We start from the raw sequence: 22,421 nt of genomic DNA on the forward strand, positions 1-22,421 counted from the left end.
TATGCGCATTGCACGGGTCGAAACAGCGGATGGGATACAGACAGGCGAACTAAGCGAGACGCAGGTCCACACCGAGGATGGGACGTATGAGCTTGGAGCAGAGGCAACACTGCTTTCGCCATGCGATCCGACCGCAATCTACTGTGTCGGGCGGAACTACGCGGAAACGCTGGAGCAGATGTCGTACGATCGCCCGGAGGAGCCTGATTTCTTTATCAAGCCGTCCGCATCGCTTACCGGGCCGAATACAACGATTGCGTATCCGTCGTTCACCGACGAACTCACATACGCTGGCGAACTTGTCGCGGTGATTGATGAGCAGTGCCATCGAGTCTCGCCAGCGGACGCAAAAGATGTGATCCGTGGCTACACGATTATGAACGATCTTGATGCGCTAGATCAGCAGGGTCGGACTGCTCGAAAAGCGTTCACCGGCTCAGGGCCGCTTGGGCCGTGGATCGAAACTGAGTTGGATCCAACTTCGATCGACATGCACACTGATATTAACAGTGAGCGTCGCCAAGAAGCAAACACTGAACTCATGCTGTTTGATCCGTTCGAGATCGTCTCTTATCTCTCCGAGCGGTTCGTGTTTCAGCCGGGGGACGCGATTGCATTTGGGAGTCCGGCAAATCCGGGGCTTGTTGTGCCCGGTGATACGATCGAGATTACGTATGACGGTGTTGGAACATTAACGAATACGATCGGTGAGAAGCCAAATACACCGCTGCACTGGCAGCGCTAAATTCCTTGAACGGTATTAACTATCCCAGCAGTTTCGAGGAACATCCACAACAAAAACAACAGATAGAGGCCAATAAATGTCGCCGCCTCTGCGTTGGTAATCTCAAGATCAGTGCGAGTGAAGACAACAAAGACGATCGTTGCAAATGCCAAAAAGCCTAACATCGGGATCGCAAGCGCAAAATTCACCGTTGTTGTCCCCACGATGAGAACGCCGACAGGAATTGCGACAAGCAGATTGAACGTATTGCTGCCAAGGACATTTGTCAGGCTTGTCACATCCTCATCTTGTTTAGCTGCACGGACGCTCACGAACGCATCAGGGAGACTCGTTCCGGCTGCGATAACAGTCAGCCCCCAAAGAAATGGGGATGCACCAAACAACGACCCAAAGCCAAGTGCCGCACGGACAATTCCTTCAACACCGATCGCAATGACTGCAAGCCCAACAATCAGTGTTGCCCACTCTTTTTTGAGTTCAATATCCGGTGTCACTGGTGACACATAATCCCGCGTATCTTGAAACTGTAAAAAGACGTAGACACCATAGGTAAGCAGTGGAATGAGAACGAGCGGACGGGTTAGTATTGCTTCTGTGTCTGTTCCGCCTTCAATATAGGTCGCACCGAGTGCAAACGTTAAAAATAGCACAAGGATGCTAATGATGTAGAACTGCGCATCCTTATGAACGATATCTCTGGTCGTACTGAACTTTTCGCTGACCGCTGCTGAGGCTGCCGGAATCACGAGCAGATTAAAAATCGCGCTCCCCACAATCGCACCCACCCCAAGTGAAAACTCATTATGAATGAGTGTACTGATAATGATCGAACTCAGTTCCGGAAAGCTCGATCCAATTGCGACGACTACCGCCCCGTGGACTGCCGCAGGTATCCCATAGTGCCTACTGAGCCGACGAGCAGATCGCTCAAGCAGCTCGCTTCCTTTCCAGATGACCGCGGTTGAGGCGATCGCCAACGCCAACAGCGAAACAACACTCACTGTTTCAGCTATCTTGATGAACGAAAATAGGTATTCTGGAACAGTCAGGTCGGTCAGTTGACTCGGTTCTGTAGCTCAGTTCCGTCTTCGAGCGCTTCCACGTTCGTTTTGAGAATCTCACTCAGCCGATCGTAATAGTATGGCGTGTGACCTGCATTGTGTGGTGTGATCTGGACGTTGTTGAAGTCCCAAAGCGGATGCCCTGGTGGAAGCGGCTCTGGGTCGGTGACATCTAACACCGCGCCTGCGATTCGATTCGATCGAAGCGCAGAGACGAGTGCATCTGCATCAACAACCGGGCCACGGGCGATATTGACAAGCACTGTGTTTGATGGCATCGTCAAGAACACGTCCGCGTCGATGAGCCCTTCTGTCGCATCCGTAAGCGGACAGGCAAGGACAAGATACTCCGCATCACGAACTGCGGTATGTATCTCGTCAAACCCATACACCTCATCAGTTGGCCCGCCCTTCTCTGGGCTGTACCGAACGCCAACCGTTTTAACACCAAACGGTTCCAACCGCTCACAGATCGCTGTTCCGATCGCACCAAGCCCGGCAATCACAACAGTGCTATCCTGCAGCTCACGTGTTTCGAACGATCGCCAGACGTGCTCATTCTGCTGGCGCATTGCCCGTGGGAAATCTCGTGCTTGCATAATGAGTGACCCAATGACATACTCGGCGATATTCGGCCCGTGCACACCAGATGCATTTGTCACTGCAACATCGTGCTCATTCAGTAGCTCCATCGGAAGGTGTCCCGTCCCCGCGTAGATACACGCGAACAGTTCGAGATTCTCCGCCTGCTCAAGCTGTGATTCGCTTATTGTAAATCCGGTTACAATGCGTGCATCTTTGAGTAGCGCTTGTTCTTCAGTTGGTGTCTCTGCGATTGCAATCTCCCGTTCGGGGAGCTCTTCTTGAAGCGCCGCCGCATACGTCTCTGCGGAAAGTCCGTGAATCTTCTGGCGCATTACAACAATTTCTGGCGTGCCCATACAATAGTATCAGACACGAAGACTATCAATGCAGCCATTTTAGTTTCAATCAGGTAACCTCCGGGATGCTTCGGAGCGTTTAATAGGGAAACACGGCCCGTTCAGGGTATGGAACGCGTAGACGTCGCGATCGTTGGCGGTGGCCCAGCCGGGACCGCAGCAGCGCATGCTGCGGCCTCAAACGGTGCCGACGCGGTCGTCTTCGAAAAGGGAGTACCGCGGGCGGACAGAGAACGACTTGGCCCTGACTCAACCGATGCTGCTGGCATCCTCGACTACTGGGTAGATATCATGGATATCCATCCTGATGAGTTCGATGATGGAATCGTGCTGCAAACGCTTGATCGCGCAGAGTTTGTTGGCCCGAACGAATCCGTTACCCTCCGATCAACAGGAATCGACGCATCGTATGAACACTTTGGCTACACATTCTTCCGTGCAGGGTTTGATGATTGGATGCGCGAGAGAGCAGAAGACGCCGGGGCAGAGTATCGTATCAAAGCGTCGGTCAAAGGTGTCGAGACTGACCTTGACGCCACTGGTGATGATCCACGACATACCCTGACGATCGGAGCAGGAGATCTTATCGGCGCGGACTATCTGATCCTTGCGGACGGTCCACAGCGCACCGTCACCAACCGTGTGCTTGATACGTTTCTCCCTGACGGACAGAAGGCATCAGAACGGCTTGCCTCGCCGAAAGCCAACCATATTGCGTATCAGGAGTATCGGCGGTTCCCGAAAGAGGTGTTTGAGGAGGTCCAACACGCAATCAAATTCTGGTGGGGTGTCATGCCGGGACACACCGCCTATCCGTGGGTCTTCCCGAACGATAACCACGTCTGTCGTGTCGGGCTGACAATGCCGATCGGTCTCGATATTGATGCAATCGAAGACCGTGGAGAGTACGCACTGCTCCATCCGGAAGATGAACGAATTCCACAGGGGAAGACATACATCCGTCGGCTCTTGGAGTGGCAGTACGGCGACGAGTACGATATTGACACGGATTTCCCACTTGTCGAGGACCGTGGCAAACGAAACGGGACGGAAACATATCCGATCTCTTCGACGCAACCGATCGAGTCACCAGTTGATGCAGGTATTGCAGTGACTGGTGGTGCGATGGGCGCAACGTCTGCATTCCACGAAGGCGGCGATCACGTTGCGGTTCGAACCGGTGCAATCGCTGGCGAACTTGCCGCTGATGGCGATCTCTCGACATACAACGATAAGTGGCGAGATGCAATCGGTGATGAGGTGCTCAGAAACGTCACATTCGCCGATCTGGTTCGGGGGTATGGCCCAGCCGACTGGGACAAAACGTTCAAAATGACGAACGATATGCTTGGTGATGGCGGTCTCGGATCACTCAATAAAAAAGTCACGGCGGGACTCAGTGGGATGAAGGTGCTATACAAGTATAAAAAACGGAAGCGATCGTTCCGCAAGAAGGACTATGTGCAGCTGACGGCTGACGAGTACGTGTATTAGCCGCGTTGCTCACTGTGTTTGTCTGTCGTAAGAATAATCGACTGTTCAGACTGTTGCTGCTTTCTTTCGGGTGATGTACCCGGCAACGCGGTTCCGGACACCTTTTGATTCGATCGTTGTGAGATGTGTGACGTTCTCTTTGTTCGTCTCAAAGTCCGTGTTGAACGCCTGTGGGTAGCGCTCAAGCAGGGTGGTGGCGAGCTGCTTGATATATTTCGGTTTGATTGCCATACGGGGTAATTTATTTGTCCCGCACTAAAACGATTCGTTCCGCATCTCGCGTGTGTGCGTCGGATACACACGCTCTACGGTAGTTGTCTGTGGATTATTTACGATCGTACGATCGCCACTCCGAGACCTCCGTGAGATGATCAAACGCCTCTTTTTCCGTCGGCCCACCACATTTTTCCACGGTTTCTGCAAAGTACTCCAAGCGATCAAGCAACACGGCGGTCTCAAACGCGGGCACATCCAGCCGGGAGGCTGCGACAGTTGCATCAATCACTGCACCAAAGCCACGATTGATTGTTGGAACGACAGTCGATCGAACCGTTGCACCCTCTACATCAGGTTGTAGCTCCCATTTGATCCACTCCGTTCCACCATCAGTTCCCTGATCGATCGGGGTTGCTTCAACAGCAACCCACGCATGGGACGCATCCAACACTGGCTCTGGCTGTTCATAGATTGTTGCAGCAGCAGCAACAAACTCACGTGGGTCATCAGTAAATTGAATCACTCCACTGTTCTGCCGGTGAAAATTCCGTTTCGTTCGGGTATTCCCCCATGTTGTCGCGGTTACTGGCTCGTCCGGTGCTATTGGTGCGTGTAAACCAAGTGCAGCCATATTCCACCGATCGTTTGGCCCGTATGTTGCGACGATTGACTCGGTGACACCTCGAAGCGGTACGGGCCACCCGTCTGGGCGTTCTCCACAGTCGGACGGATCGTTCGTTTTCATACCTCCACACCTCGCTCAAGCGCGATAAACAGCGCAGCAGCAGTTATGTCCGCCGTCGTCCCGGGGTTGATCCCTTCCTCGACAAACTCCGCTGCAAGTGCCTCCGCAGCGCCTAGATCCTGCCCAACTGCCCCCGCCCGATCGCAGACGTTCGAAGCGACATCCCGTCCGTGTTTTATTGCAACTAGCGTATCAGGTTTCTCTGCGAGCAGTGAGAGAAACGCACGCGCTGCCCGATCGAGGATCGGCCCCGAATCCGTCGCAATCTGCTCAGCAGCACGGAATGACCGTGAAAAACCAGTAGTCCACTCTTCGGCGTTGCCGTCCGCGGTGCGATTGCCATCTGGGTTTGCAGAGAGTTCCATAATATCATAGAGGGTTAGCGCTCGAGATCTGAGCGTCTCTGCAGCGGCTGCTCCACGACGAACATCTAGCGCATCCGCATCTGTTGGTGGATCATCAACAGCGACATCAACGTATTCGAACGATCGGTAGAAGTCGATCGAGTCTGAAACCGTTGTCTCGGAGACGATCGTCTTGACACCATCTGGTGTGAGAGAATCCCTCGTTGCCGCGGTAATAAGCGGAACAAGGAGTAACAAACACCCGAACTGTGTGTTACCACCAGATTGGTTGCTCATTCCCTGCACTCCCGTGCGGAGTGCCTCACCAATAGTGCCACCGGACGCAGCCAAACGAAACCCCGCCAGTGAGCCAACCGCACCTGCGAGAAACTGCTCAAATCGAAGGTCGGACAGATCGCGGTGTCGATCGACATTTCCCGGTTTGGGGGTGCCTGCAACCTCTAACAGCAGTGCTAGCTGTGCATTTTCGGCGGGTGATCGTTCAACAGGTGTGTGTATCTGTTTGGTCATACAGGTACGCCCTCACTCCATGTATCGACTGCGTCTCGAAGCGGTGCAAGTCGGGCCGGGATTCGAGTCGGCCGTGCAACGCTTACAGCGTCAGCGCCTCGGTCCAAATAGTCTGTCACATCCGCGGGTGTGCGGACACCGTTATTAGCGATGATGAACAGGTCGGTGTCGGCAGCCACTGTTTCGATCGACTCCGGTGAGTCCATTGCATCAACGTGTATCATTGAGCCACCAGCCTCCTCAATCGCAGTTGCGGTCTCAGATAACGATACTGACGGGACCTCCGCACGTATCTTCACGCTTACTGTTGCACCAACAGCAACGGCTGCTTCAACATAGCTCACCAGCCGATCGGTATCCGCTAAGAGCGACTCACCACAGCCAACTGCACACAGCTCTGGCTGCCTGCAGTGTGCATTAACCTCAAGAACCGCATCATGTGCTGCACATACTCGTGCAGCAGCCGAAACTGGCTCAACTGTTGTGCTTCGGACGTTCATACCGGTCAAAACAGGAGTCTCGGAAAGCAAGGACAGCTGTGCGTCAATGAAGTCGATCGGATCTGCTGGTACAAACTCGGTACGATCCCTATTGAGTAGCTGTTTGGATGCTCGTTGGGCCTGTTCGTCGATTGAGAGGCCACCAAGAACTGTGAACCCACAGTAGTCTGTGGTTGTCTGCGCCCACGAAGCATCTGACTCTCCGCTGAGACTCGCAGCGACAAGCTGAGGGTCAAACATCACTGTACCTCCGAAAGTGCATCAGCCACCGCGTTCGCCACACGTTTACTGTCCGCTTCAGTGTCGATCGTGGTATTTGTTTTGACAACATGTCGATCGAGTTTGGTGTTGTCTGCAGCGTCAAGCACGAATGCATCCGCGAATGGGTACAGCTCTGCAACACCAGTCGTACTTGGCTCAACACCGATGCCACGCATAAGCGATGCTGCTGGCCCCGAAAACACTTCATCTTCAATGAACGGAGATACAACCACAACAGGAACGTGTGAGAGAGCCGTTTCGACACCTGGAAGCGATAGAATTGGACCGATGCTGGTAACCGGATTTGATGGGCCAATCACAACGGGCGCATCGAGCGCATCCATAACCGAAGGCGTCGGCGCGGCCTCATCGGCACCCCGATACTCGACATCATCAACGGTTGGCTCTCCGCGGCGAGCAACCCAGTACTCTTGGAAGTGAAGTATTCTACCTGGTGTGTGAATCATCGTTGCAACCGGCTCATCGCTCATTGGGAGCAGCGTTACCGAGAGATCGAACGCATCTGCAAGTATCCCAGTCGCCTCAGTCAGTGTCTTTCCCTCATCGAGGAGACTGGTTCGAGTGATGTGGACCGCTCGATCGCGATCGCCGATCGCCATAAACTCCGCGACGCCGGAGAATCGTCGCCAGCGAGAAATCTCGCGACCGGTTGTTTGCTGTTGAGGATCAAGGTAACGAGGCCCACCGTCAAGCCCGGCTGCGTCCGCAAGCGCAAAGAGTTCGGTATTTGTTTCGTGGGTATCCTCTGCGATCCCCCACCACGTCTCCCGATCGAGCACGCCACCGCGATCGAACAGCACGGTGTCAAGATCTGGACAGATGAGGAGCCCACCAAGCTCAACATCGTCACCAGTGTTTCCAACAACAGTTACTGTGTCGGGAGGAAACACGTCTGCTGCGCCGGCCAGAAGTTTTGGGGTTCCGGTACCCCCAGCGAGAAACGTAACCATAGCGGCTGTTGGCGTTCCGCTAATTAGTATCCGACGCTCGTCGAACCGCGGTGGTTTTGTGAGTACCCTTTCGAGTAGATATATGAACGAAACCCGTCGAATGATTCTGTCTGCCCTCTCGTCAGCGCCAGTATCGGGGCCAACACTGGCTGAGAGAGCAGATATTTCACGAGCAGCGGTCTGGAAACAGATCGAGGCACTTCGGAGTGATGGATTCGCAATCGAGAGTACATCGGACGGGTATGTGATTACTGAGGTCCCCGAGTACGGATCTTCGGGGGCGATCGAGTACGGGCTCTCAGCACCGTATACTGTTGAGTACCACGACACACTAGCAAGTACAAACAAACGGGGGCGTGAGCTTGCTGGCGAAGGCGAATCAGACGTTGTTGTCGTTGCTGGAGAGCAAACTGGCGGGCGCGGACGGCTCGGCCGAGAGTTTCACTCTCCAGTCGGCGGTGTCTGGATGACGATTGTGTTGCGGCCTGACCGGCCACCTGCACACGCACCGCTGTACACGCTGGCAGCAGCGGTTGCTGTTGTTGATGCAGCCAGGGCGCTCGGCGTTGATGCGGCGATCAAGTGGCCAAATGATGTGCTTGTTCCAGAGACTGCAGGCAAAACCGAACGTGGCGGTCACAAACTCTGTGGGATCTTAACCGAGATGGAAGGAGAGGCCGATCGGGTCTCATGGCTTATTGTTGGCATTGGAATCAATGCAGCGATCGATGCAACGTCACTTCCAGCAGCGGCAACAAGTCTTCAATCCGAAATCTCGAAGCCAATCAATCGCGGCGACGTTGCTCGAACCGTTCTTACGTCGTTCCATGAGCATAGCACTGATCTAGATACGGTCCTCGATGCGTGGTGTGAACGAAGTGCAACGATCGGTATGGAGGTACGTGTGGAAACGTCAACCGGTGTTATTGAGGGGACTGCAGTCGACGTTGTCTCACCAGGTGCGCTCGTTGTTGAAACAGATACAGGGAGGGAAACAGTTCACTCGGGCGACTGTGAGCATCTTCGGCCTGCGTCACGCTGAGTACAGATCAGCGGCTTCAGCTTCTACACGGTCGTCTGACTCGCTCACTCGCACCGTGAGGACCGGAATGTTTGATCCTCGAACGACCTTTTCTGCAACACTCCCCAACAAGAGCCGATCGATACCGCCACGACCATGTGTCCCCATCACAATCAGATCACAGCCTTCGCGCTCCGCGTATTTGACGATCTGTTTGCTTGGTGCTCCATCAACGACAGCAGTTTCAACGGGAACACCGGCGGACTCTCCGAGCTCTTTTACCACCGCTACTGCGTCCTTCGCATCCGCCCGGAGCATCTCATCAACACCTTCCCACGAAGACTCCATCGGCAACCCTGCGTAGCTCGCAGTGTTAACAACGTACAGCGCATGCACCGCTGCTCCGTGTATCTTCGCAAGTGTAACTGCATGTGCAATTGCGCGCTCCCCCTTGACGGAGCCATCAGTGGGGACCAAGATCCGATTGTATAGTCCCATGTTATCTCATAACATGATATTGTAGCTACTAACTTAACTCTTCGCGCTATTTTGTTGCACCAACGTTCTGTTCGCTCTCGAAGGTTATTGGATCCGGCTCAATGTGGGCGTACTCCACCGCTCGTTGACCGAGCAGTGCGACACGATCGGCAGTTGAATTGTCAACAAACTCCCCATCCGTGATCGCTGCATGTGCCCGAGGAACGGCTGCTTGGTGTGGAAGAACCCATGCATTGAATGCTCGACAGATCGATCGAAGATGCTCCAGCGTCGGCAAGGGAAATGAGCCACCAGAAACGGCGAGCAGGCCAACGGTTTTCCCCTCAAACTCGTCGAACCCACAGTGATCGAGCGCATTTTTCAACACCCCAGAGTATGAGCCATGATACATTGGGCTTCCCAGAAGAATTGCGTCCGCATCTCGGAGCTGCTGTTTAAGTACGGAAGCGTCGCGTTGTCTCTCTCGATCCGGATCGAGTGGTGGGATTGTGAGCTCCCGAAGATCAAGGAGTTCGGTTGTTGCACCTGCTGTGTCAGCACCACCGAGCGCGTGCAGTAGGGCAACTCTCGTGTAGCTTTGTTCTCTGAGACTTCCACAGACTGCAACAACGTGCGTTCCCGTCATACAGTGGGTATCTGTCGCATGAAATAAAAGACCGACTACTCGATTGGTCGTTGCAAATCCAGATGCGTTACTCGTGGACCCAACAGCTCTCGAACTAGTGCAACGAGTGGATTCTTTTGGCCGCTGGCAACGATCGCAATCTCCGATGGATCAGGTGCGGTTGGGTCATCCCACATACCAAGAACCATATGTGACCGGTCGGCAAGCACGAGTCGGCTGATCTGTGGACGTTCATCTATCGGACCATCGACCCAGTCCATTTGTGGCTCCCAGACCGTTGCTTCTGGGAGCTGTTCGGTGAAAAACGTCCGGGCACTTTCGTCTTTAACGCCTGCATGGAACGTGACACCACGATCGATCGCACGCTTTGCATACGGGAGACAGGCTTCATCAAGCAACTCATCCGAAAAGTAGAACAAAAACAGCTCATCCATCGCCCTGTCAGCCAACGCTCGAGCATGCTCATACACCTCTTGACGCGAGTGCAAAATTGTGGTCTGTTCGGCTGCGGGGGATAGGAGCGTCATCGCTGAATAGAGGGCTTCAATACCATTCCATGTTTCCTCTTCTGCGTCGGAGATTGTCGCAGTCAATTGCGATCGATCGTAATCAACCAGATCCCAGTCTTCGAGCTGTGGCAGATGCCGATGGTGCAGTGACACGACCATCGACTGAAACGGTGAATTCGGTGCTTCTGAACGCCCTGGTATGGCATCACTGCGTAACAGTTGCGATGCAAGCTCATGGACTGTCAGCCCGTTTTCAGTCTCCGAAAGCACAGCTAACACAGTCCGCTTGACAGGATCAGATACGATCTGCACGGTCCGTTCTTCGGGTGACTGCATAACAGTGTACTGTCATGTGCGACATATAAATCTATTTACACTAAAATCAAGTATCTTACTCAAAAATCAGTTACGCTTGAGACATACGTGAACCGATTCAAGCTCTGTACTCCTATTTTCGTTTGTGATATCAACTAACCCATCGGATTCTAAGTCGCTAACTAGTTCGTAGAGCCATTCTCGTCCGAACTTACCGCCATAATCAACCCGAATCCGTGGACCAAGCTCATCAAGCGTGAGCTGTTCGTACTCCGCAAGCGTCCGAATCACACGTCCACGAAACTGTCTCCGGCTTCCAGCGAAAATCGGCTGTGTTGGGACATCGGGAGCGGTAAAGTCACCACTTTCGTATGCGTCACACCACTGCCGCCAAGGGCACCCAGCCTCCTCACACCGTGGTGTTTTTCCACACGCGACGCCGCCAAGTTCCATAATGGCATTGTTCCACACGCGCGAGCGGCCGTCTGCCAGCAGCGTATTTGCGGCGGTTTTAAATACCGAATCGTCATCTGGCACCGAAAACGCTCGATACAAAACCCGCTTAACGTTTGTATCGACAACCGCATCGCCGGTATTGAACGCGAATGATGCTACTGCGTTGGCTGTGTACGGTCCAACACCCATGAGATCTTGCAGCTCTGTTGGTGTTTCCGGAAACTCGCCGTCGTAGTCGTCTCGGACCTGTTTTGCGGCTTCGTGTAGGTATTTTGCTCGGTTATTGTATCCAAGACTGTGTGCGGTCCAAAACGAGACGACATCACCTCGTTGGGCTGCTGCAAGCGACTCCACAGTTGGCCACTCATCCAGGAAATCTTCCCACGCGCTCACAACACGATCGAGCTGTGTCTGTTGGCTCATCACCTCTGAGACCAAAATTGCGTACGGGTCCGTCGTTTCTCGCCACGGGTACGACCGATGATCGGACTCATACCAGTCAATAAGTGCGTCTTGGACAGCAGTAAGATCAGCCGGAAGTGTCGATTCGATCGACTCCTCAGTCATTACACGGTAGTATCGCTGGGTGCCGTTTAGCGGTACTGATTGTCACTCCTCACACTCGCCGGTCATTGTCCATGCACCCAGGTCTCCATCTCTGCCGATCCGAATCATTGCTTCAACACACTGTCCATCGTCAGGTTTCAGCATCCATTCGTCCCACTCTGTATTTTCATCAAGTCGAACGGCAACGGAATAGTTTGCGGGCCCCTGACTTGCATCTTCAATTGGTTCGATTGAAGGCCGATTATCTGTCTGTGCACTGATTTCGTGGGTTCCCCAGTGAACGCGCTGTTCATTTCGATAGACTAGAAGATGGATCGTCTGTGCTACCTCGTCATCATTAACAAGCACTAAGTCTGTCAGTTCGATCGCTGCGTCTGCCTCCTGTTCGGCACCTTCTGTTTCTGCTGGTCCAGACAGACAGCCTGCGACGGACCCAGTGAGTCCAACTGCACAGGCAGACAAACACACCGATCGACGAGACATCCGAAAGTCGTTCTTCATACCAGTAGGGGTTCATCCAAAATTAAATACATTGTCCTCTTTTCGAGCGCGTCACCAATTCGTGAAGTGATCAGTTCACGTCGGTGATTGCAGCCGTGAGCAGCGAGGCTCCCAACTCGATCTCTCGCGCTGTGACATCAAGTGGTGGAAGCAGTCGAAGCACATCGTACCCACACGAAAGTGTGAGGAACCCACGTTTGAGTGCAGCCTCCTGAACATCGTCTCGAAGCGCTTTGCTTTCGAAGGAAACAGCAAGCATAAGCCCTTTTCCACGAATATCAGTCACCCCATCCAGTTCGGCATCTCGTAGAAGCTCTTTGAACTGTTGTCCACGAACGGTTGCATTTTGCAGGAGGTCATACTCTTCGATCGCATCGATGGTTAGCGCACCCTGTAGCGAGGCAATAATGTCACCAGCGCCCCATGTTGAAGAGATTCGGCTCGTCTCCTCTGGGAAGACATCGGATCGAGAGATTGTTGCGCCAACTCGCAGCGCTTTCGCAGCGGTGATTACGTCCGGCTCAATTGCATAGTGATCGGACCCCCACATTTCACCCGTTCGACCCATCCCAGTCTGAATCTCATCTGCGATGAGCGTAATGTCGTACTCGGAGACGATCGAGGCAATCTCATCCATGAACGTCTCGCTCGGGAATCGGTAGCCTCCCTCACCTTGAATCGGCTCCATGATCATGTAGGAAACCTCTTCTGGATTGATGTGGCCGCGTTTCGGATGGAGCTTTTCTCGCAGTTGTGTCGCACCATCAACAAAGAAGCCACAAGAACAGGTGTCAGACGAACACCTACGATCTGCACAGAATGGGACATCATGCACTGAAGAGATCTCCGGGAAGTGACGGCGGTACACTGACTTCGATCGGTTCAGTGATAATGCACCAAGTGTCCGCCCGTGGAATGCACCCTCGAATGTGAACGCGTATTTTCCACCCTCGCTTGCATCATAGCTGATTTTGATCGCGTTCTCGACGGCCTCTGCACCGGAGTTGGAAAGAAACACCGTATCCATGTCGTAGTGGTCAGTGATATCGACCAGCCGTTGCATGAGTCCTGTTGGTCCAGGGAGCGGATCCTCATCTGGGGGATGACCACTTGAAACGTAGAAATCCTGCCCTGCGATCTTCAGCGGGTCAACAAGATCGAACTCCCTGAGTTTATCCATTATCTTCGGATTATTATAGCCGAGTGGCGCAGCAGCAACGTGGCTCGTGAAATCCATTAGAATGTTCCCGTCTACATCGGTACAAAAGGGACCTTCCGCCTCTCCGGAGAGATCCCACACAAAATCATAGACATAGGTGCTTGGTGCCGCAACATCGTGATGGGTCTCGACCCACTGTGTGGCCTTCTCTCCAGGGAGGTTTTTGATGACGGGTTCCGTGGTATCACGGTTCATATAACAGGTAGTAAGAACGGCGTGATAAAACACACCATTTGCTTTTGGTTTAGGCGAATACTGCGATCGCAGTCGCGATGCCAGCAGCGAGCAAGAGCACAGCGCTCCACAACGCAACTTCATTTCGGAATCGAGCAGGCCCATACACTGCAAGACCAACCTTCACAAGAATGCTCGCTGCGGTTGCAAGCAAAATTGTAATGATTGCTTCATCTGACCCGATCGTCTCGCTTCGATACAACAGTACCGCGGAGGTCGTCACCCCTGCCGAAGAGATGAGTCCTGAGAGAAGCGCACTTATAAAGAGTCCGGCGGCACCAAACTCCGCCTGAGCAACTGTACTTCCAGCGAGAATAAATAGAAAGACTGAGCCAAATGCAAGCGCATTTTTGAGTGAGAATGGACTTTCGAGCTCCATCTCAACCTCCGTTTGCCAATCAGCAATAAATACTGCAATCACGAAGCTCCCGATAATCAACACCCCAAGTGGGATTGCAGCCCCCAAAAGAACACCACCTGCTGACAGCGTGAATGCGATTGCAATCACGAGATTTCGGGTTGCCATTGCAGCATTCGCGAGCAGGACGGCTGCGACACCATACGATACTGCAGCCTCGTTTTGTGTTATATGATCCAGCATTGCTCCGACAACTGCTGCAGAGGATGCTAATCCCCCAAGAAACCCGGTAACTGCAATTCCTTTTCCACCGTACGTTCGGATCAGCGTATAGTTTGCAATGCCAATGCCTGCGACAGTAACAACCATCAGCCACGCAATTCGTGGCTCGAACGGCACGCCAAGAAACTCCACTTCACCGACTGGGAGAAGTGGGTACACAACAAACGCAAGGATTGCAAACTCAATCGTCGATCGAAGTTCTGTCCGTGACAAGGTTCCTGCAAAGCCGTGTAGCTCTCGCTTAAGCACCAGTAGTGTCGAAGAGACAACCGCGACGGTAACGCCCGCAAGAACGTAGCCGATTGCAACTAAAACCCCAACACCATACGCGAGCAACAACGACACAGATGTTGTGAGCGAGAGCGACTGGTCTGTCCCTCGGACAATACCTTGCACGCCAATGAGAACACCCAGTGAAACAACCAAGAGCCCACCAATAATGAGGAGCGACTCACCAAACTGGAATTCTTGTGCAACAATAGTAAACACGGCTCCAAGCAGTGCGGTCAGTGAGAACGTTCGGACTCCCGCTGGCTTTGCTGACCACTCCCGTTCTAAACCAAGAAAGAGCCCAAGCGCTGCAGCAAGCGCAATTCGGATGATCGGCCCATCAAGCGTAAACCCAAATAGTGTCTCAGTTTGAAGGGATAAAAAAAGCATATGTGAAGACGTTTCTCAACACGGATAATAAATGGCCTGTTGGACCCAGGCAATCTAGACTAGTTTTCAACCGCACCGAGGTAGCGTGACTCCCAGTCCGATCGAGCCTCAATCTCTCTGCGGCCACGGCGAGTCATGATGTACTTGTTTGTCCGTCGGTCCTGCTCACCTTTTTCAACAAGCCCTTTACTGACCAGTGTGTCAAGATTTGGATATAATCTCCCGTGGTGAATCTCTTTTTCGTAGTACTCTTCTAGTTCTTCTTTAATTGCAAGCCCGTGCGGTTCTTCGAGGCCGGCAATCACGTACAATAAATCTCGCTGAAACCCTGTCAAGTCGTGCATCGGTTATGTCACTTCACATATTATAATCAGGTTCTATTAAATATACCGACTGAACCGAAAATCAAGTATTACACAAGTAGAGCGTGTATACTCAGTGAGTACCAAATAAGTGTTTGATTAAAAGAAACTATACAATGTTGAGTATCGGTTTGATATGATAATCTGCTGAATTAACTAGTTTCCAGATCGTCGGTGAGATTATAACCACTGCTACAGTAGTATACTGTATGCCAGAAGAAGTTCTGTTTAAGAGCGAATCAAAACACAGCCGAGCAGAAATCGCGGCCTACTTTCAAGATATTGCAACAAAATTGGAAGCAGGTGACCCAGTGACATTGAGTGCTGGCAGCGACTCAATCACGCTTGAAGTTCCTGCGAACCCAACGTTTGAGGTAAAAGCCGAGCGCGAAACATCAAAAGGCGGTAGTAACCCAGAGCTTTCGATTGAATTCGAACTAGAGTGGAAGGAAGGTGACGAGACTGGTGAGGACTCATCTCTTTCGATCGAGTAACGATACAACCAATTTAAAAAAGGAGGAGCTGTTCAACAGATACGACAGAGGTTCCAACTACTGTATAGAGCTTGCGCTCCACAATTTGTCTTCACGAAAAAGGAAAGCAAGCCACGCAAAAACGCGTGATGCTTGCCGCCCTGAATTGGTCCCCGCTGACGCTTCGGCCCTCCAAAGCGAAGCGTCAACTCAACATACTAGAGGTATTTACTTAAACATATCGAGACACAAAAAGTCAGCTAACAATCAATACCACCGATTAGTTAAATATGCTCTTCCTCCAGTACCCAGCCGAGCGCACGTTTATAATGCGTAAACATCATTCGGACACGCTCGTGATTCATCTCTTCGCTTTCTAGTTGTGATTGGAGGAACTCATACTGTTCACGTATCTCGGTTTCATCTCTCATAGAAGTGCTGTCGGTTGCAGGCCAGATATTTCCTTGGGCAGCTCACAAGAGCCATCATTAGCGAACATCTGCATGCAGACACAAATAATACCGATCGTAACCGTCCAAGTCGACGGAACTAGCGGCCATACGACTGCTGTTTACGAGACGGAGAGATTTTGGATATCGCAACGGTATAGACCGTATGAAGATACGAGGGACACGACAGTGTAATTCATGTGACACGAAATGGTCGTATTACGACACTGGGAGCGTCGCTTGTCCCGCATGTGGAAGCATCCGCAGCGTGGGGGTTGATGAGGAACGAAAACAGCACACAGATACACCAGTCACGCTCGAAGTTGATTCGATCAAACAACAGCTCGCGGCAGACAGCACCTCAATCAATGATGTTGCACCGGAGCTACTGCGAACACTCCGATCATACACACGGAAACGAGGCTTCATCCGTGGTGGGACGCTGCGTGAATTAGATGAACAGTATCTCGGAACACATGAACTGATTCATGCCACAGATATCTGTACACGAAGCCATCGGACAACAGAGCTTGATGAACTGTACGTGTTAGAGCTGTTTACTGCAGTCTCAGAAGGCAGCCGAATTACTCATACAGATGTCCCACAACGGCTTCACCCAGCTCGCGGTGCAGGCTACACAGATGCGGTCTCCGCATATCGACGCGATCTTGATATATATCTCGAATCAACACCGGATGCAGACGCCAAAGATGCAGTGACTCGGCTCCAAACACATCTCAAACGCGCAGATGCGCTTGAGGGGGATATCCCGTTGGAAACTGCTGAGACGCTCGTTATGATTGCCCATGAGATCGCTGCGTATCTCCTCGATGCCGATTCGGATGCGCTTGCTTCGGCACGCAATCGACTCGATCGGCTCTCAAAACTATAATATGGCTGGTACAGTACCCACACAGTCAAGGACGTGTTACAATAACTTGCAGTTATGACTGTCAGCTTTGATCTACATGACCACCGGCATGAACTCAAGCAGCTTCGTGATGCTGGCACAACGAAACTCTTTGCGAATCGATCGGAGCTTGCTTGTCCTGCCTGCGGTGAGCCGTTCATCCGACTCTTTATGAGTAGCCAGCAAATCACTACGTTCCCCGAAAATGACGGTGCTCGATTTTGTATTCTCCAACAGGATGAGGCGCTCTACATGTTCAGACACTAACGCGATCGGTGGGCTCTTGCTGCATCAATCTCAGCCGCAAGTACCGTGCCGTTTGGAACCCACAGCTCGATCTCTTTGCCGTCCGATCGCTCGAGCCGAATGCCGATCCCGCGAGCAAGGACATATCGAACTTCCTCCGAGTCCCAATCAATCCAACTCCGCCCAAGATTGATTCGGCGAAGCGAAATCAGACTACGCGGACGGGCATACCGTCGGTCGACGTGCGTCAGTGAATCAAATGGGATCACACGGGCACGGCGATGCCACGGGGACACGCGATAGGTGAGACAGGAGTCATATACAGAAACAACGAGTCGCAACCGTGTCAACACAGCAAGCGGAACAAGTATCCCAACTGCAGGAAGCCAGAATGTCCAGAGCGGCTCATTTTCTGCGACAAGGACGATTGCGACAAGTACTAAAACAGGGATTGTTGTCACAATACAGAACAGGAGCAATTCGCGTGAAACCAATGAGACGGCGGTTGTATATTGTGGCGGACCGGATGGCACAGTCGATCGATCATCGAACACACCTGACAGAACAACTGAGCGAAGAAAACAGTTTGTGTCAGACTGCTCAGGGAAGCGGAACGTCAATCTCAGTCTGTTCGCTTGCCGCAACAACCGTGTTGTAGAGCAACATTGCACGGGTCATCGGGCCAACACCACCTGGAACTGGAGTAATTGCACCAGCAACAGCTTCTGCACTCTCGTATTCCACATCACCGACAAGCTTGTACCCTTTCTCGGTATCTGCATCGACCCGGTTGACACCAACATCGATTACCGTTGCACCTGGTTTAAGCATCGAGCCATCAACAAGTTCCGGGACACCAACTGCTGCGATGACGATGTCTGCGGTTTCCGTTTTTGCTTTCAGATCTGTTGTTCGAGAGTGACACACGGTCGTTGTTGCGTTGCCGAGCGGGCCTTTCTGAATAAGGAGGTTTGCCATTGGCTTGCCGACGATGTCCGATCGGCCAATCACAACTGCATCAGCACCTTCGGTCTCAATATCATACGCCTCAAGTAGCTTTTGCACGCCGTGTGGTGTACATGGCTTGAACTGTGCGTTTCCAGCAACTAGCTTTCCGACGTTTTTTGGATGGAATCCATCGACGTCTTTCTTTGGGTCGATCGCCTCGACAACAGCCCGTTTGTCAACGTGATCTGGAACCGGAAGCTGAACAAGGATACCGTGGACATCCGAATCAGCGTTGAGATCTGCAATTGTCTCAAAGAGCTCTTTTGCTGGTGCATCAGGATCGATTTCAACATGAATGCCGTTCATGCCAACCTCTTCGCAATCTCGCTGTTTCATCGAGACATACGTCTCGCTTGCACCATCATCACTCATAAGCACTGTTGCAAGCCCCGGTGTTACGCCCTGTTCTTTCAGCGTATCCACACTTGCGACAAGTTCGCTTCGAACTGTTGCAGCAACCTCACGGCCGTCGATAATCGTCGTCATATATACTGCTGGGTCAATCTGAAACTTTAATCCTTGGATGTGTGTATTGTTAGTGGAAAAAGCTGAGATATATGCGCATATGTGAATAAACTCATACGAGCAAAGCCGCGATCCAGCAGCGGTCTAGTCGGTTCGTATTTCAAACCGTGCCCCACCAGTGTCCGCATCAGTAATCTCGATCATCCAGCCATGATCTTGTACAATCTGATTCACAATTGCGAGGCCAAATCCAGTCCCGTTTGAGGTTGATGTGTAGCCGTATTCAAAGACAGTCTCTCGATCGGCAGATGGTATACCAGGGCCGGAGTCTGCAACATAGAAGCCCGACTCGTCTGGTAGGGACCCAACAACCACTTCTAACGGGGTTTCTTTACACTCTCCATGCTCGATTGCATTACGAAAGAGATTCTCAAAGAGCTGTCTGAGGAGGCTTTCGTCCGCTGCGATCGTTGCCTCTGACTCGATCGAAAGGGTTGCAGCACCAGTTTCGACTGTGCTCCACGCGCTGGTTGCAACCTCGGTTACGCGGCACTGTTTGACAGCAACAACCTCACCATGTCGTGCAAGTGTCAGTAAATCTCCAATGAGTGTTTCCATTCGAGCTAATGCATCTTGTGTTCGGTCAAATGCGGATGGCTCACCCGAGCGTGCGAGTTCAAGATATCCTTGTGCGATGCTGAGCGGATTTCGGAGATCATGTGAGACAACCGATGCAAACGTTTCAAGCCGATTGTTCCGTTCTTCGAGTGCAGCTTCTTGTGCACGAAGTTGTTCTTCTCTGTCTGCACGAGAAAGCGAGGCTTCAATATTCGAACTTAGCACACGAAATAGCGTGAAATCAAGGCTTGAAAACGCACCCTTCTCCGTCGATCCAACCATCAACACGCCGTAGGAACCCAGGGGAGCAATCATTTCGCTCTTTATTTTTGTGTCTTTGTTCCACCGCCGATCGTCTGTTCGGACGTCTTCTGTGGAGAATGCAGTTTTGGTCTCATACACATCCCACGCAATGCTGTCTTGTGTAAGCGTTGGGAGGGTATCAAATACTGACTCGGCTTTCGGTGTCCATGCGACAGGGACGAGCTCGCCATCGGTCTGCTTCATAACGGTCGTGATCTTCAACTCAAGCACTGACTCGGCAGCAGTCACGCATTTTGTTGCGACATCAGCGGTTGTTTCTGCGCTGATGATCGAGCGTGTGATCCCGTGTAGCTTACTAAGCCGCTCTTGATACGTGTACTGCAGCGTGAGATCTGTGTACACGAAATAGAGTCGATCGCCAGTTTCGGTAAGCGGTATCGCTGTCACTCTAAATGACCGAATATTTCCCTGTGCATCTTGACGCTTGATGATTGCGGTGTTGTCTGTGTTGTCTGCGGTAACATACCGCGTTTCAAACGCCTGCCGATCGCGTTCTGAAAAGATTGTGGAGAGTGTTTTACCAACCGTATCGGTGTCATCATAGCCGAACGTCCGAGTGAACCTATCATTCGTCCCAATAATCACTAACTCATCTCCCGTCTGCTCAAGTTCAACAATACAGTCTGTACTGTTCTCAAAAAGTGCCCCAACACGATCACGCTCTGCTTCAAGCGCAGTCTGTCTGGCATACTGTTGATAGCTGTAGAGTCCGATAACGACTCCAAACACCGCACCGATCGTAGTGGTATGTGCGAGGATCACGTCGATTTTGACCTCTGATTGCAGTGTTTGGAAAAAGTATACCCAGAGTGTAATGGATGCTAGCAGTCCAACGCCGGCGAGTGTCCATTTTGCTACCAGCATGCTTTTTTTGAGTTCCCATCGCTGGCTCACAATCGAAAAGCCAACAGCAAGCAAAATAAGGTCAAAAAGAATTGGAAGACTGTTCTCAGCGAGTGTGATATGAAGCGGATCGTTCTGGATTATGGCATCAACATAGATGTCGTACAGCGATATTCCAAGCAGTGTAAAACCAATGGTGAGGACAACAGCACCTGCCAGTAGTCGCTTTTTGTATGCTGAAAAGAGCGGTGCAGTGCCGCTATGCATCGATCGAACCTCCCAACTGGGAGGTATAAATAGACAAATGAGATACTAGCCAACCCGTAATCATAGCTGTATATTCGAGAAAAAAGTGATAACCGTTGTGGTCTTTTTCGCGTTGTGTTCGCTATTCGTAAAGTGGATTTGCGTCACATAGCTCTTTGACGCGTTCTCCAACGTCGTAGATCACATCATCCGAGTCGTGGTTGTCAACCACCTCATAGATCAGTTCTCCTACTTCCGCGATATCGTTCTCATCAAATCCACGTGTTGTTAGTCCTGGCGTCCCTGCACGGATTCCTGATGGATCAAACGGCGATCGGGTTTCACCGGGGACCGTGTTTGCATTGAGAATAATGTTTGCAGCGGCAAGGGAGTCTTCTGCGGTTCCACCAGAGAGGTCCGGATGCGACTCGCGGAGATCAACAAGCACAAGATGGGTATCTGTTCCACCTGAAACAACTTCGAGACCATGGTCTTCAAACGTCTCTGCGAGCACTTTTGCGTTTGTAACGACCTGCTCGGCGTACGCTGTGAACTCCGGCTGGAGTGCTTCTTTGAATCCAACAGCTTTCCCAGCAATGTTGTGCATGAGCGGCCCGCCTTGGGCACCAGGGAACACTGCAGTGTCGATCGCACTTGCGTGTTCTTCTGTGGTCATGATAATACCACCACGCCCTGCTCGGACGGTTTTGTGTGTTGAACCGGTAACAAAGTCTGCAATACCAACAGGGGATGCGTGAACACCCGCTGCGACAAGACCAGTGATGTGTGCGATGTCTGCGAGGTGGTATGCACCGACCGCATCAGCCACATCCTGAATGCGCTGGAAATCGACCTCTCGCGGGTATGCAGAGTAACCGGAGACGATGATATCCGGAGTAAACTCGTCTGCTTTCTCGGCCACGGAGTCGTAGTCAATGTATCCTGTGTCTGGATCTACCTGATACTGTTCTACCTCGTACGTTTGTCCAGTGAAGTTTGCCGGATGACCATGGCTAAGATGACCTCCATGCTCAAGTTCAAGCGAGAGAATCTTGTCACCCGGATCCAGCATCGCAAGATACACGCCCATATTCGCTTGCGTTCCGGAGTGTGGTTGCACGTTAACATGTTCAGCGCCCCACAGTTCCTTGGCGCGGGCAATAGCGAGTTCTTCAATCTCGTCAGCGTACTCACAGCCCGCATAGTATCGCTTCCCAGGGTACCCTTCCGCATATTTGTTTGTTAGTGCACTCCCTTGAGCCTCGAGAACTGCCTCGCTGACATGGTTCTCACTTGCAATCATCGAGAGCGTCTCACGCTGTCGGTCCACTTCTGCCTCCAAAGCATCTGCAACCGCAGGATCAATAGTACGGACCTGCTCGTACTTCATATATAATCTGGGGGAACTCCAAACAATAAGTGT

At 52.0% G+C, this 22,421-nt stretch carries 26 protein-coding genes; 6 read left to right on the forward strand and 20 right to left on the reverse strand.

Translation table 11 applies throughout. The features are described from left to right. Position 1 precedes the first annotated feature (1 nt). A complete protein-coding gene (locus AArcSt2_RS04545) occupies positions 2 to 745 on the forward strand; it encodes a fumarylacetoacetate hydrolase family protein (RefSeq protein ID WP_250583242.1) in 744 nt (247 codons plus the stop codon). On the opposite strand, the gene AArcSt2_RS04550 is transcribed toward AArcSt2_RS04545, so the two are convergent. Both AArcSt2_RS04550 and AArcSt2_RS04555 read right to left on the reverse strand, forming a co-directional pair. Further along, positions 742 to 1,746, reverse strand: a complete 1,005-nt coding sequence (locus tag AArcSt2_RS04550) for a sodium:calcium antiporter (protein WP_250583244.1) — start codon at positions 1,744 to 1,746, stop codon at positions 742 to 744. The two genes, AArcSt2_RS04545 and AArcSt2_RS04550, sit on opposite strands and share 4 nt — an antisense overlap. Positions 1,747 to 1,799: 53 nt before the next feature. Beyond that, positions 1,800 to 2,747, reverse strand: a complete 948-nt coding sequence (locus tag AArcSt2_RS04555) for a D-2-hydroxyacid dehydrogenase (protein WP_250583246.1) — start codon at positions 2,745 to 2,747, stop codon at positions 1,800 to 1,802. Positions 2,748 to 2,855: 108 nt separating this feature from the next. Between AArcSt2_RS04555 and AArcSt2_RS04560 the strand changes: the two genes are divergently transcribed. Beyond that, a complete protein-coding gene (locus tag AArcSt2_RS04560) occupies positions 2,856 to 4,241 on the forward strand; it encodes an NAD(P)/FAD-dependent oxidoreductase (protein WP_250583248.1) in 1,386 nt (461 codons plus the stop codon). Positions 4,242 to 4,286: 45 nt separating this feature from the next. Here AArcSt2_RS04560 and AArcSt2_RS04565 read toward each other — a convergent pair whose 3' ends face one another. From AArcSt2_RS04565 to cofD, 5 genes are all read right to left on the reverse strand, one after another. Then, positions 4,287 to 4,472: a 30S ribosomal protein S17e gene (locus tag AArcSt2_RS04565; RefSeq protein WP_174654206.1), complete on the reverse strand. Its 186-nt coding sequence runs from the start codon at positions 4,470 to 4,472 to the stop codon at positions 4,287 to 4,289. Between the two features lie 94 nt (positions 4,473 to 4,566). Beyond that, positions 4,567 to 5,202, reverse strand: a complete 636-nt coding sequence (locus tag AArcSt2_RS04570) for a DUF447 domain-containing protein (RefSeq protein WP_250583250.1) — start codon at positions 5,200 to 5,202, stop codon at positions 4,567 to 4,569. Continuing rightward, on the reverse strand, positions 5,199 to 6,077 hold the full coding sequence (locus AArcSt2_RS04575; RefSeq protein ID WP_250583252.1) for a triphosphoribosyl-dephospho-CoA synthase: 879 nt from the start codon (positions 6,075 to 6,077) through the stop codon (positions 5,199 to 5,201). The genes AArcSt2_RS04570 and AArcSt2_RS04575 overlap by 4 nt, the downstream gene beginning before the upstream one ends. Further along, positions 6,074 to 6,817 (reverse strand): tRNA-dihydrouridine synthase, encoded by a 744-nt coding sequence (locus tag AArcSt2_RS04580; RefSeq protein ID WP_250583254.1) that lies wholly within the window; start codon positions 6,815 to 6,817, stop codon positions 6,074 to 6,076. The genes AArcSt2_RS04575 and AArcSt2_RS04580 overlap by 4 nt, the downstream gene beginning before the upstream one ends. Beyond that, complete coding sequence (cofD, locus tag AArcSt2_RS04585) at positions 6,817 to 7,809, reverse strand: 2-phospho-L-lactate transferase (protein WP_250583255.1); 993 nt, start codon at positions 7,807 to 7,809, stop codon at positions 6,817 to 6,819. Before cofD ends, AArcSt2_RS04580 begins: the two co-directional genes overlap by 1 nt. Positions 7,810 to 7,891: 82 nt before the next feature. Between cofD and AArcSt2_RS04590 the strand changes: the two genes are divergently transcribed. Continuing rightward, a complete protein-coding gene (locus AArcSt2_RS04590; protein WP_250583257.1) occupies positions 7,892 to 8,851 on the forward strand; it encodes a biotin--[acetyl-CoA-carboxylase] ligase in 960 nt (319 codons plus the stop codon). Here AArcSt2_RS04590 and AArcSt2_RS04595 read toward each other — a convergent pair. The 8 genes from AArcSt2_RS04595 to AArcSt2_RS04630 form a co-directional block, all read right to left on the reverse strand. Continuing rightward, positions 8,843 to 9,328 (reverse strand): universal stress protein, encoded by a 486-nt coding sequence (locus AArcSt2_RS04595; protein ID WP_174654212.1) that lies wholly within the window; start codon positions 9,326 to 9,328, stop codon positions 8,843 to 8,845. The genes AArcSt2_RS04590 and AArcSt2_RS04595 overlap by 9 nt on opposite strands. A 46-nt stretch (positions 9,329 to 9,374) precedes the next feature. Next, the gene (locus AArcSt2_RS04600) at positions 9,375 to 9,953 is read right to left on the reverse strand and encodes an NADPH-dependent FMN reductase (RefSeq protein ID WP_250583259.1); all 579 of its coding nucleotides are present in this window, start codon (positions 9,951 to 9,953) and stop codon (positions 9,375 to 9,377) included. A 35-nt stretch (positions 9,954 to 9,988) separates the two neighbouring features. After that, complete coding sequence (locus AArcSt2_RS04605; protein ID WP_250583260.1) at positions 9,989 to 10,798, reverse strand: DUF7344 domain-containing protein; 810 nt, start codon at positions 10,796 to 10,798, stop codon at positions 9,989 to 9,991. Positions 10,799 to 10,864: 66 nt separating this feature from the next. Continuing rightward, positions 10,865 to 11,800, reverse strand: a complete 936-nt coding sequence (locus tag AArcSt2_RS04610; RefSeq protein ID WP_174654215.1) for an HhH-GPD family protein — start codon at positions 11,798 to 11,800, stop codon at positions 10,865 to 10,867. Between the two features lie 42 nt (positions 11,801 to 11,842). Further along, positions 11,843 to 12,301 (reverse strand): hypothetical protein, encoded by a 459-nt coding sequence (locus AArcSt2_RS04615; RefSeq protein WP_174654216.1) that lies wholly within the window; start codon positions 12,299 to 12,301, stop codon positions 11,843 to 11,845. Between the two features lie 70 nt (positions 12,302 to 12,371). Continuing rightward, positions 12,372 to 13,715, reverse strand: a complete 1,344-nt coding sequence (locus AArcSt2_RS04620; RefSeq protein WP_174654217.1) for a class-III pyridoxal-phosphate-dependent aminotransferase — start codon at positions 13,713 to 13,715, stop codon at positions 12,372 to 12,374. A gap of 49 nt (positions 13,716 to 13,764) precedes the next feature. After that, entirely contained in the window at positions 13,765 to 15,054 is a 1,290-nt protein-coding gene (locus tag AArcSt2_RS04625; protein WP_250583261.1) for an MgtC/SapB family protein, read from the reverse strand. A gap of 59 nt (positions 15,055 to 15,113) precedes the next feature. Continuing rightward, positions 15,114 to 15,398: a PadR family transcriptional regulator gene (locus tag AArcSt2_RS04630; protein WP_174654219.1), complete on the reverse strand. Its 285-nt coding sequence runs from the start codon at positions 15,396 to 15,398 to the stop codon at positions 15,114 to 15,116. Positions 15,399 to 15,625: 227 nt separating this feature from the next. Between AArcSt2_RS04630 and AArcSt2_RS04635 the strand changes: the two genes are divergently transcribed. Continuing rightward, positions 15,626 to 15,910: an amphi-Trp domain-containing protein gene (locus AArcSt2_RS04635; protein ID WP_174654220.1), complete on the forward strand. Its 285-nt coding sequence runs from the start codon at positions 15,626 to 15,628 to the stop codon at positions 15,908 to 15,910. A 263-nt stretch (positions 15,911 to 16,173) separates the two neighbouring features. Here AArcSt2_RS04635 and AArcSt2_RS04640 read toward each other — a convergent pair whose 3' ends face one another. After that, positions 16,174 to 16,320 carry a hypothetical protein gene (locus AArcSt2_RS04640; RefSeq protein ID WP_174654221.1) on the reverse strand — a complete coding sequence of 49 codons (147 nt, stop codon included), beginning with the start codon at positions 16,318 to 16,320 and terminating at the stop codon, positions 16,174 to 16,176. Between the two features lie 184 nt (positions 16,321 to 16,504). Here AArcSt2_RS04640 and AArcSt2_RS04645 point away from each other — a divergent pair, with 184 nt between their 5' ends. Then, a complete protein-coding gene (locus AArcSt2_RS04645; RefSeq protein WP_174654222.1) occupies positions 16,505 to 17,230 on the forward strand; it encodes a DUF7117 family protein in 726 nt (241 codons plus the stop codon). 54 nt (positions 17,231 to 17,284) lie between these two features. Continuing rightward, the gene (locus tag AArcSt2_RS04650) at positions 17,285 to 17,515 is read left to right on the forward strand and encodes a DUF7385 family protein (protein ID WP_174654223.1); all 231 of its coding nucleotides are present in this window, start codon (positions 17,285 to 17,287) and stop codon (positions 17,513 to 17,515) included. On the opposite strand, the gene AArcSt2_RS04655 is transcribed toward AArcSt2_RS04650, so the two are convergent. The 4 genes from AArcSt2_RS04655 to glyA all read right to left on the reverse strand — a co-directional run bounded on the left by AArcSt2_RS04655 (position 17,512) and on the right by glyA (position 22,388). After that, a complete protein-coding gene (locus AArcSt2_RS04655; RefSeq protein WP_174654224.1) occupies positions 17,512 to 18,048 on the reverse strand; it encodes a hypothetical protein in 537 nt (178 codons plus the stop codon). The genes AArcSt2_RS04650 and AArcSt2_RS04655 overlap by 4 nt on opposite strands. Before the next feature lie 46 nt (positions 18,049 to 18,094). Continuing rightward, positions 18,095 to 18,988 (reverse strand): bifunctional methylenetetrahydrofolate dehydrogenase/methenyltetrahydrofolate cyclohydrolase, encoded by an 894-nt coding sequence (locus AArcSt2_RS04660; RefSeq protein ID WP_174654225.1) that lies wholly within the window; start codon positions 18,986 to 18,988, stop codon positions 18,095 to 18,097. Between the two features lie 123 nt (positions 18,989 to 19,111). Continuing rightward, positions 19,112 to 21,019: a sensor histidine kinase gene (locus AArcSt2_RS04665; RefSeq protein WP_174654226.1), complete on the reverse strand. Its 1,908-nt coding sequence runs from the start codon at positions 21,017 to 21,019 to the stop codon at positions 19,112 to 19,114. Between the two features lie 121 nt (positions 21,020 to 21,140). After that, positions 21,141 to 22,388, reverse strand: a complete 1,248-nt coding sequence (gene glyA / locus AArcSt2_RS04670; protein ID WP_174654227.1) for a serine hydroxymethyltransferase — start codon at positions 22,386 to 22,388, stop codon at positions 21,141 to 21,143. Between the last annotated feature and the right edge of the window lie 33 nt (positions 22,389 to 22,421).

It is taken from the genome of Natronocalculus amylovorans, assembly GCF_023638035.1.
GTDB classification, from domain to species: domain Archaea; phylum Halobacteriota; class Halobacteria; order Halobacteriales; family Haloferacaceae; genus Natronocalculus; species Natronocalculus amylovorans.

Bases quoted from the DNA above. Each gene is read 5' to 3' on its own strand.
- AArcSt2_RS04555 (WP_250583246.1), bottom strand. From the start codon at position 2,747: ATGGGCACGCCAGAAATTGTTGTAATGCGCCAGAAGATTCACGGACTT.
- AArcSt2_RS04600 (WP_250583259.1), bottom strand. From the start codon at position 9,953: ATGACGGGAACGCACGTTGTTGCAGTCTGTGGAAGTCTCAGAGAACAA.
- cofD (WP_250583255.1), bottom strand. From the start codon at position 7,809: ATGGTTACGTTTCTCGCTGGGGGTACCGGAACCCCAAAACTTCTGGCC.
- AArcSt2_RS04660 (WP_174654225.1), bottom strand. From the start codon at position 18,988: ATGACGACGATTATCGACGGCCGTGAGGTTGCTGCAACAGTTCGAAGC.
- AArcSt2_RS04610 (WP_174654215.1), bottom strand. From the start codon at position 11,800: ATGACTGAGGAGTCGATCGAATCGACACTTCCGGCTGATCTTACTGCT.
- AArcSt2_RS04595 (WP_174654212.1), bottom strand. From the start codon at position 9,328: ATGGGACTATACAATCGGATCTTGGTCCCCACTGATGGCTCCGTCAAG.
- AArcSt2_RS04560 (WP_250583248.1), top strand. From the start codon at position 2,856: ATGGAACGCGTAGACGTCGCGATCGTTGGCGGTGGCCCAGCCGGGACC.
- AArcSt2_RS04580 (WP_250583254.1), bottom strand. From the start codon at position 6,817: ATGTTTGACCCTCAGCTTGTCGCTGCGAGTCTCAGCGGAGAGTCAGAT.
- AArcSt2_RS04590 (WP_250583257.1), top strand. From the start codon at position 7,892: ATGAACGAAACCCGTCGAATGATTCTGTCTGCCCTCTCGTCAGCGCCA.
- AArcSt2_RS04545 (WP_250583242.1), top strand. From the start codon at position 2: ATGCGCATTGCACGGGTCGAAACAGCGGATGGGATACAGACAGGCGAA.
- AArcSt2_RS04570 (WP_250583250.1), bottom strand. From the start codon at position 5,202: ATGAAAACGAACGATCCGTCCGACTGTGGAGAACGCCCAGACGGGTGG.
- AArcSt2_RS04635 (WP_174654220.1), top strand. From the start codon at position 15,626: ATGCCAGAAGAAGTTCTGTTTAAGAGCGAATCAAAACACAGCCGAGCA.
- AArcSt2_RS04630 (WP_174654219.1), bottom strand. From the start codon at position 15,398: ATGCACGACTTGACAGGGTTTCAGCGAGATTTATTGTACGTGATTGCC.
- AArcSt2_RS04650 (WP_174654223.1), top strand. From the start codon at position 17,285: ATGACTGTCAGCTTTGATCTACATGACCACCGGCATGAACTCAAGCAG.
- AArcSt2_RS04620 (WP_174654217.1), bottom strand. From the start codon at position 13,715: ATGAACCGTGATACCACGGAACCCGTCATCAAAAACCTCCCTGGAGAG.
- AArcSt2_RS04605 (WP_250583260.1), bottom strand. From the start codon at position 10,798: ATGCAGTCACCCGAAGAACGGACCGTGCAGATCGTATCTGATCCTGTC.
- AArcSt2_RS04640 (WP_174654221.1), bottom strand. From the start codon at position 16,320: ATGAGAGATGAAACCGAGATACGTGAACAGTATGAGTTCCTCCAATCA.
- AArcSt2_RS04665 (WP_174654226.1), bottom strand. From the start codon at position 21,019: ATGCATAGCGGCACTGCACCGCTCTTTTCAGCATACAAAAAGCGACTA.
- AArcSt2_RS04645 (WP_174654222.1), top strand. From the start codon at position 16,505: ATGAAGATACGAGGGACACGACAGTGTAATTCATGTGACACGAAATGG.
- AArcSt2_RS04575 (WP_250583252.1), bottom strand. From the start codon at position 6,077: ATGACCAAACAGATACACACACCTGTTGAACGATCACCCGCCGAAAAT.
- AArcSt2_RS04565 (WP_174654206.1), bottom strand. From the start codon at position 4,472: ATGGCAATCAAACCGAAATATATCAAGCAGCTCGCCACCACCCTGCTT.
- AArcSt2_RS04615 (WP_174654216.1), bottom strand. From the start codon at position 12,301: ATGAAGAACGACTTTCGGATGTCTCGTCGATCGGTGTGTTTGTCTGCC.
- AArcSt2_RS04625 (WP_250583261.1), bottom strand. From the start codon at position 15,054: ATGCTTTTTTTATCCCTTCAAACTGAGACACTATTTGGGTTTACGCTT.
- glyA (WP_174654227.1), bottom strand. From the start codon at position 22,388: ATGAAGTACGAGCAGGTCCGTACTATTGATCCTGCGGTTGCAGATGCT.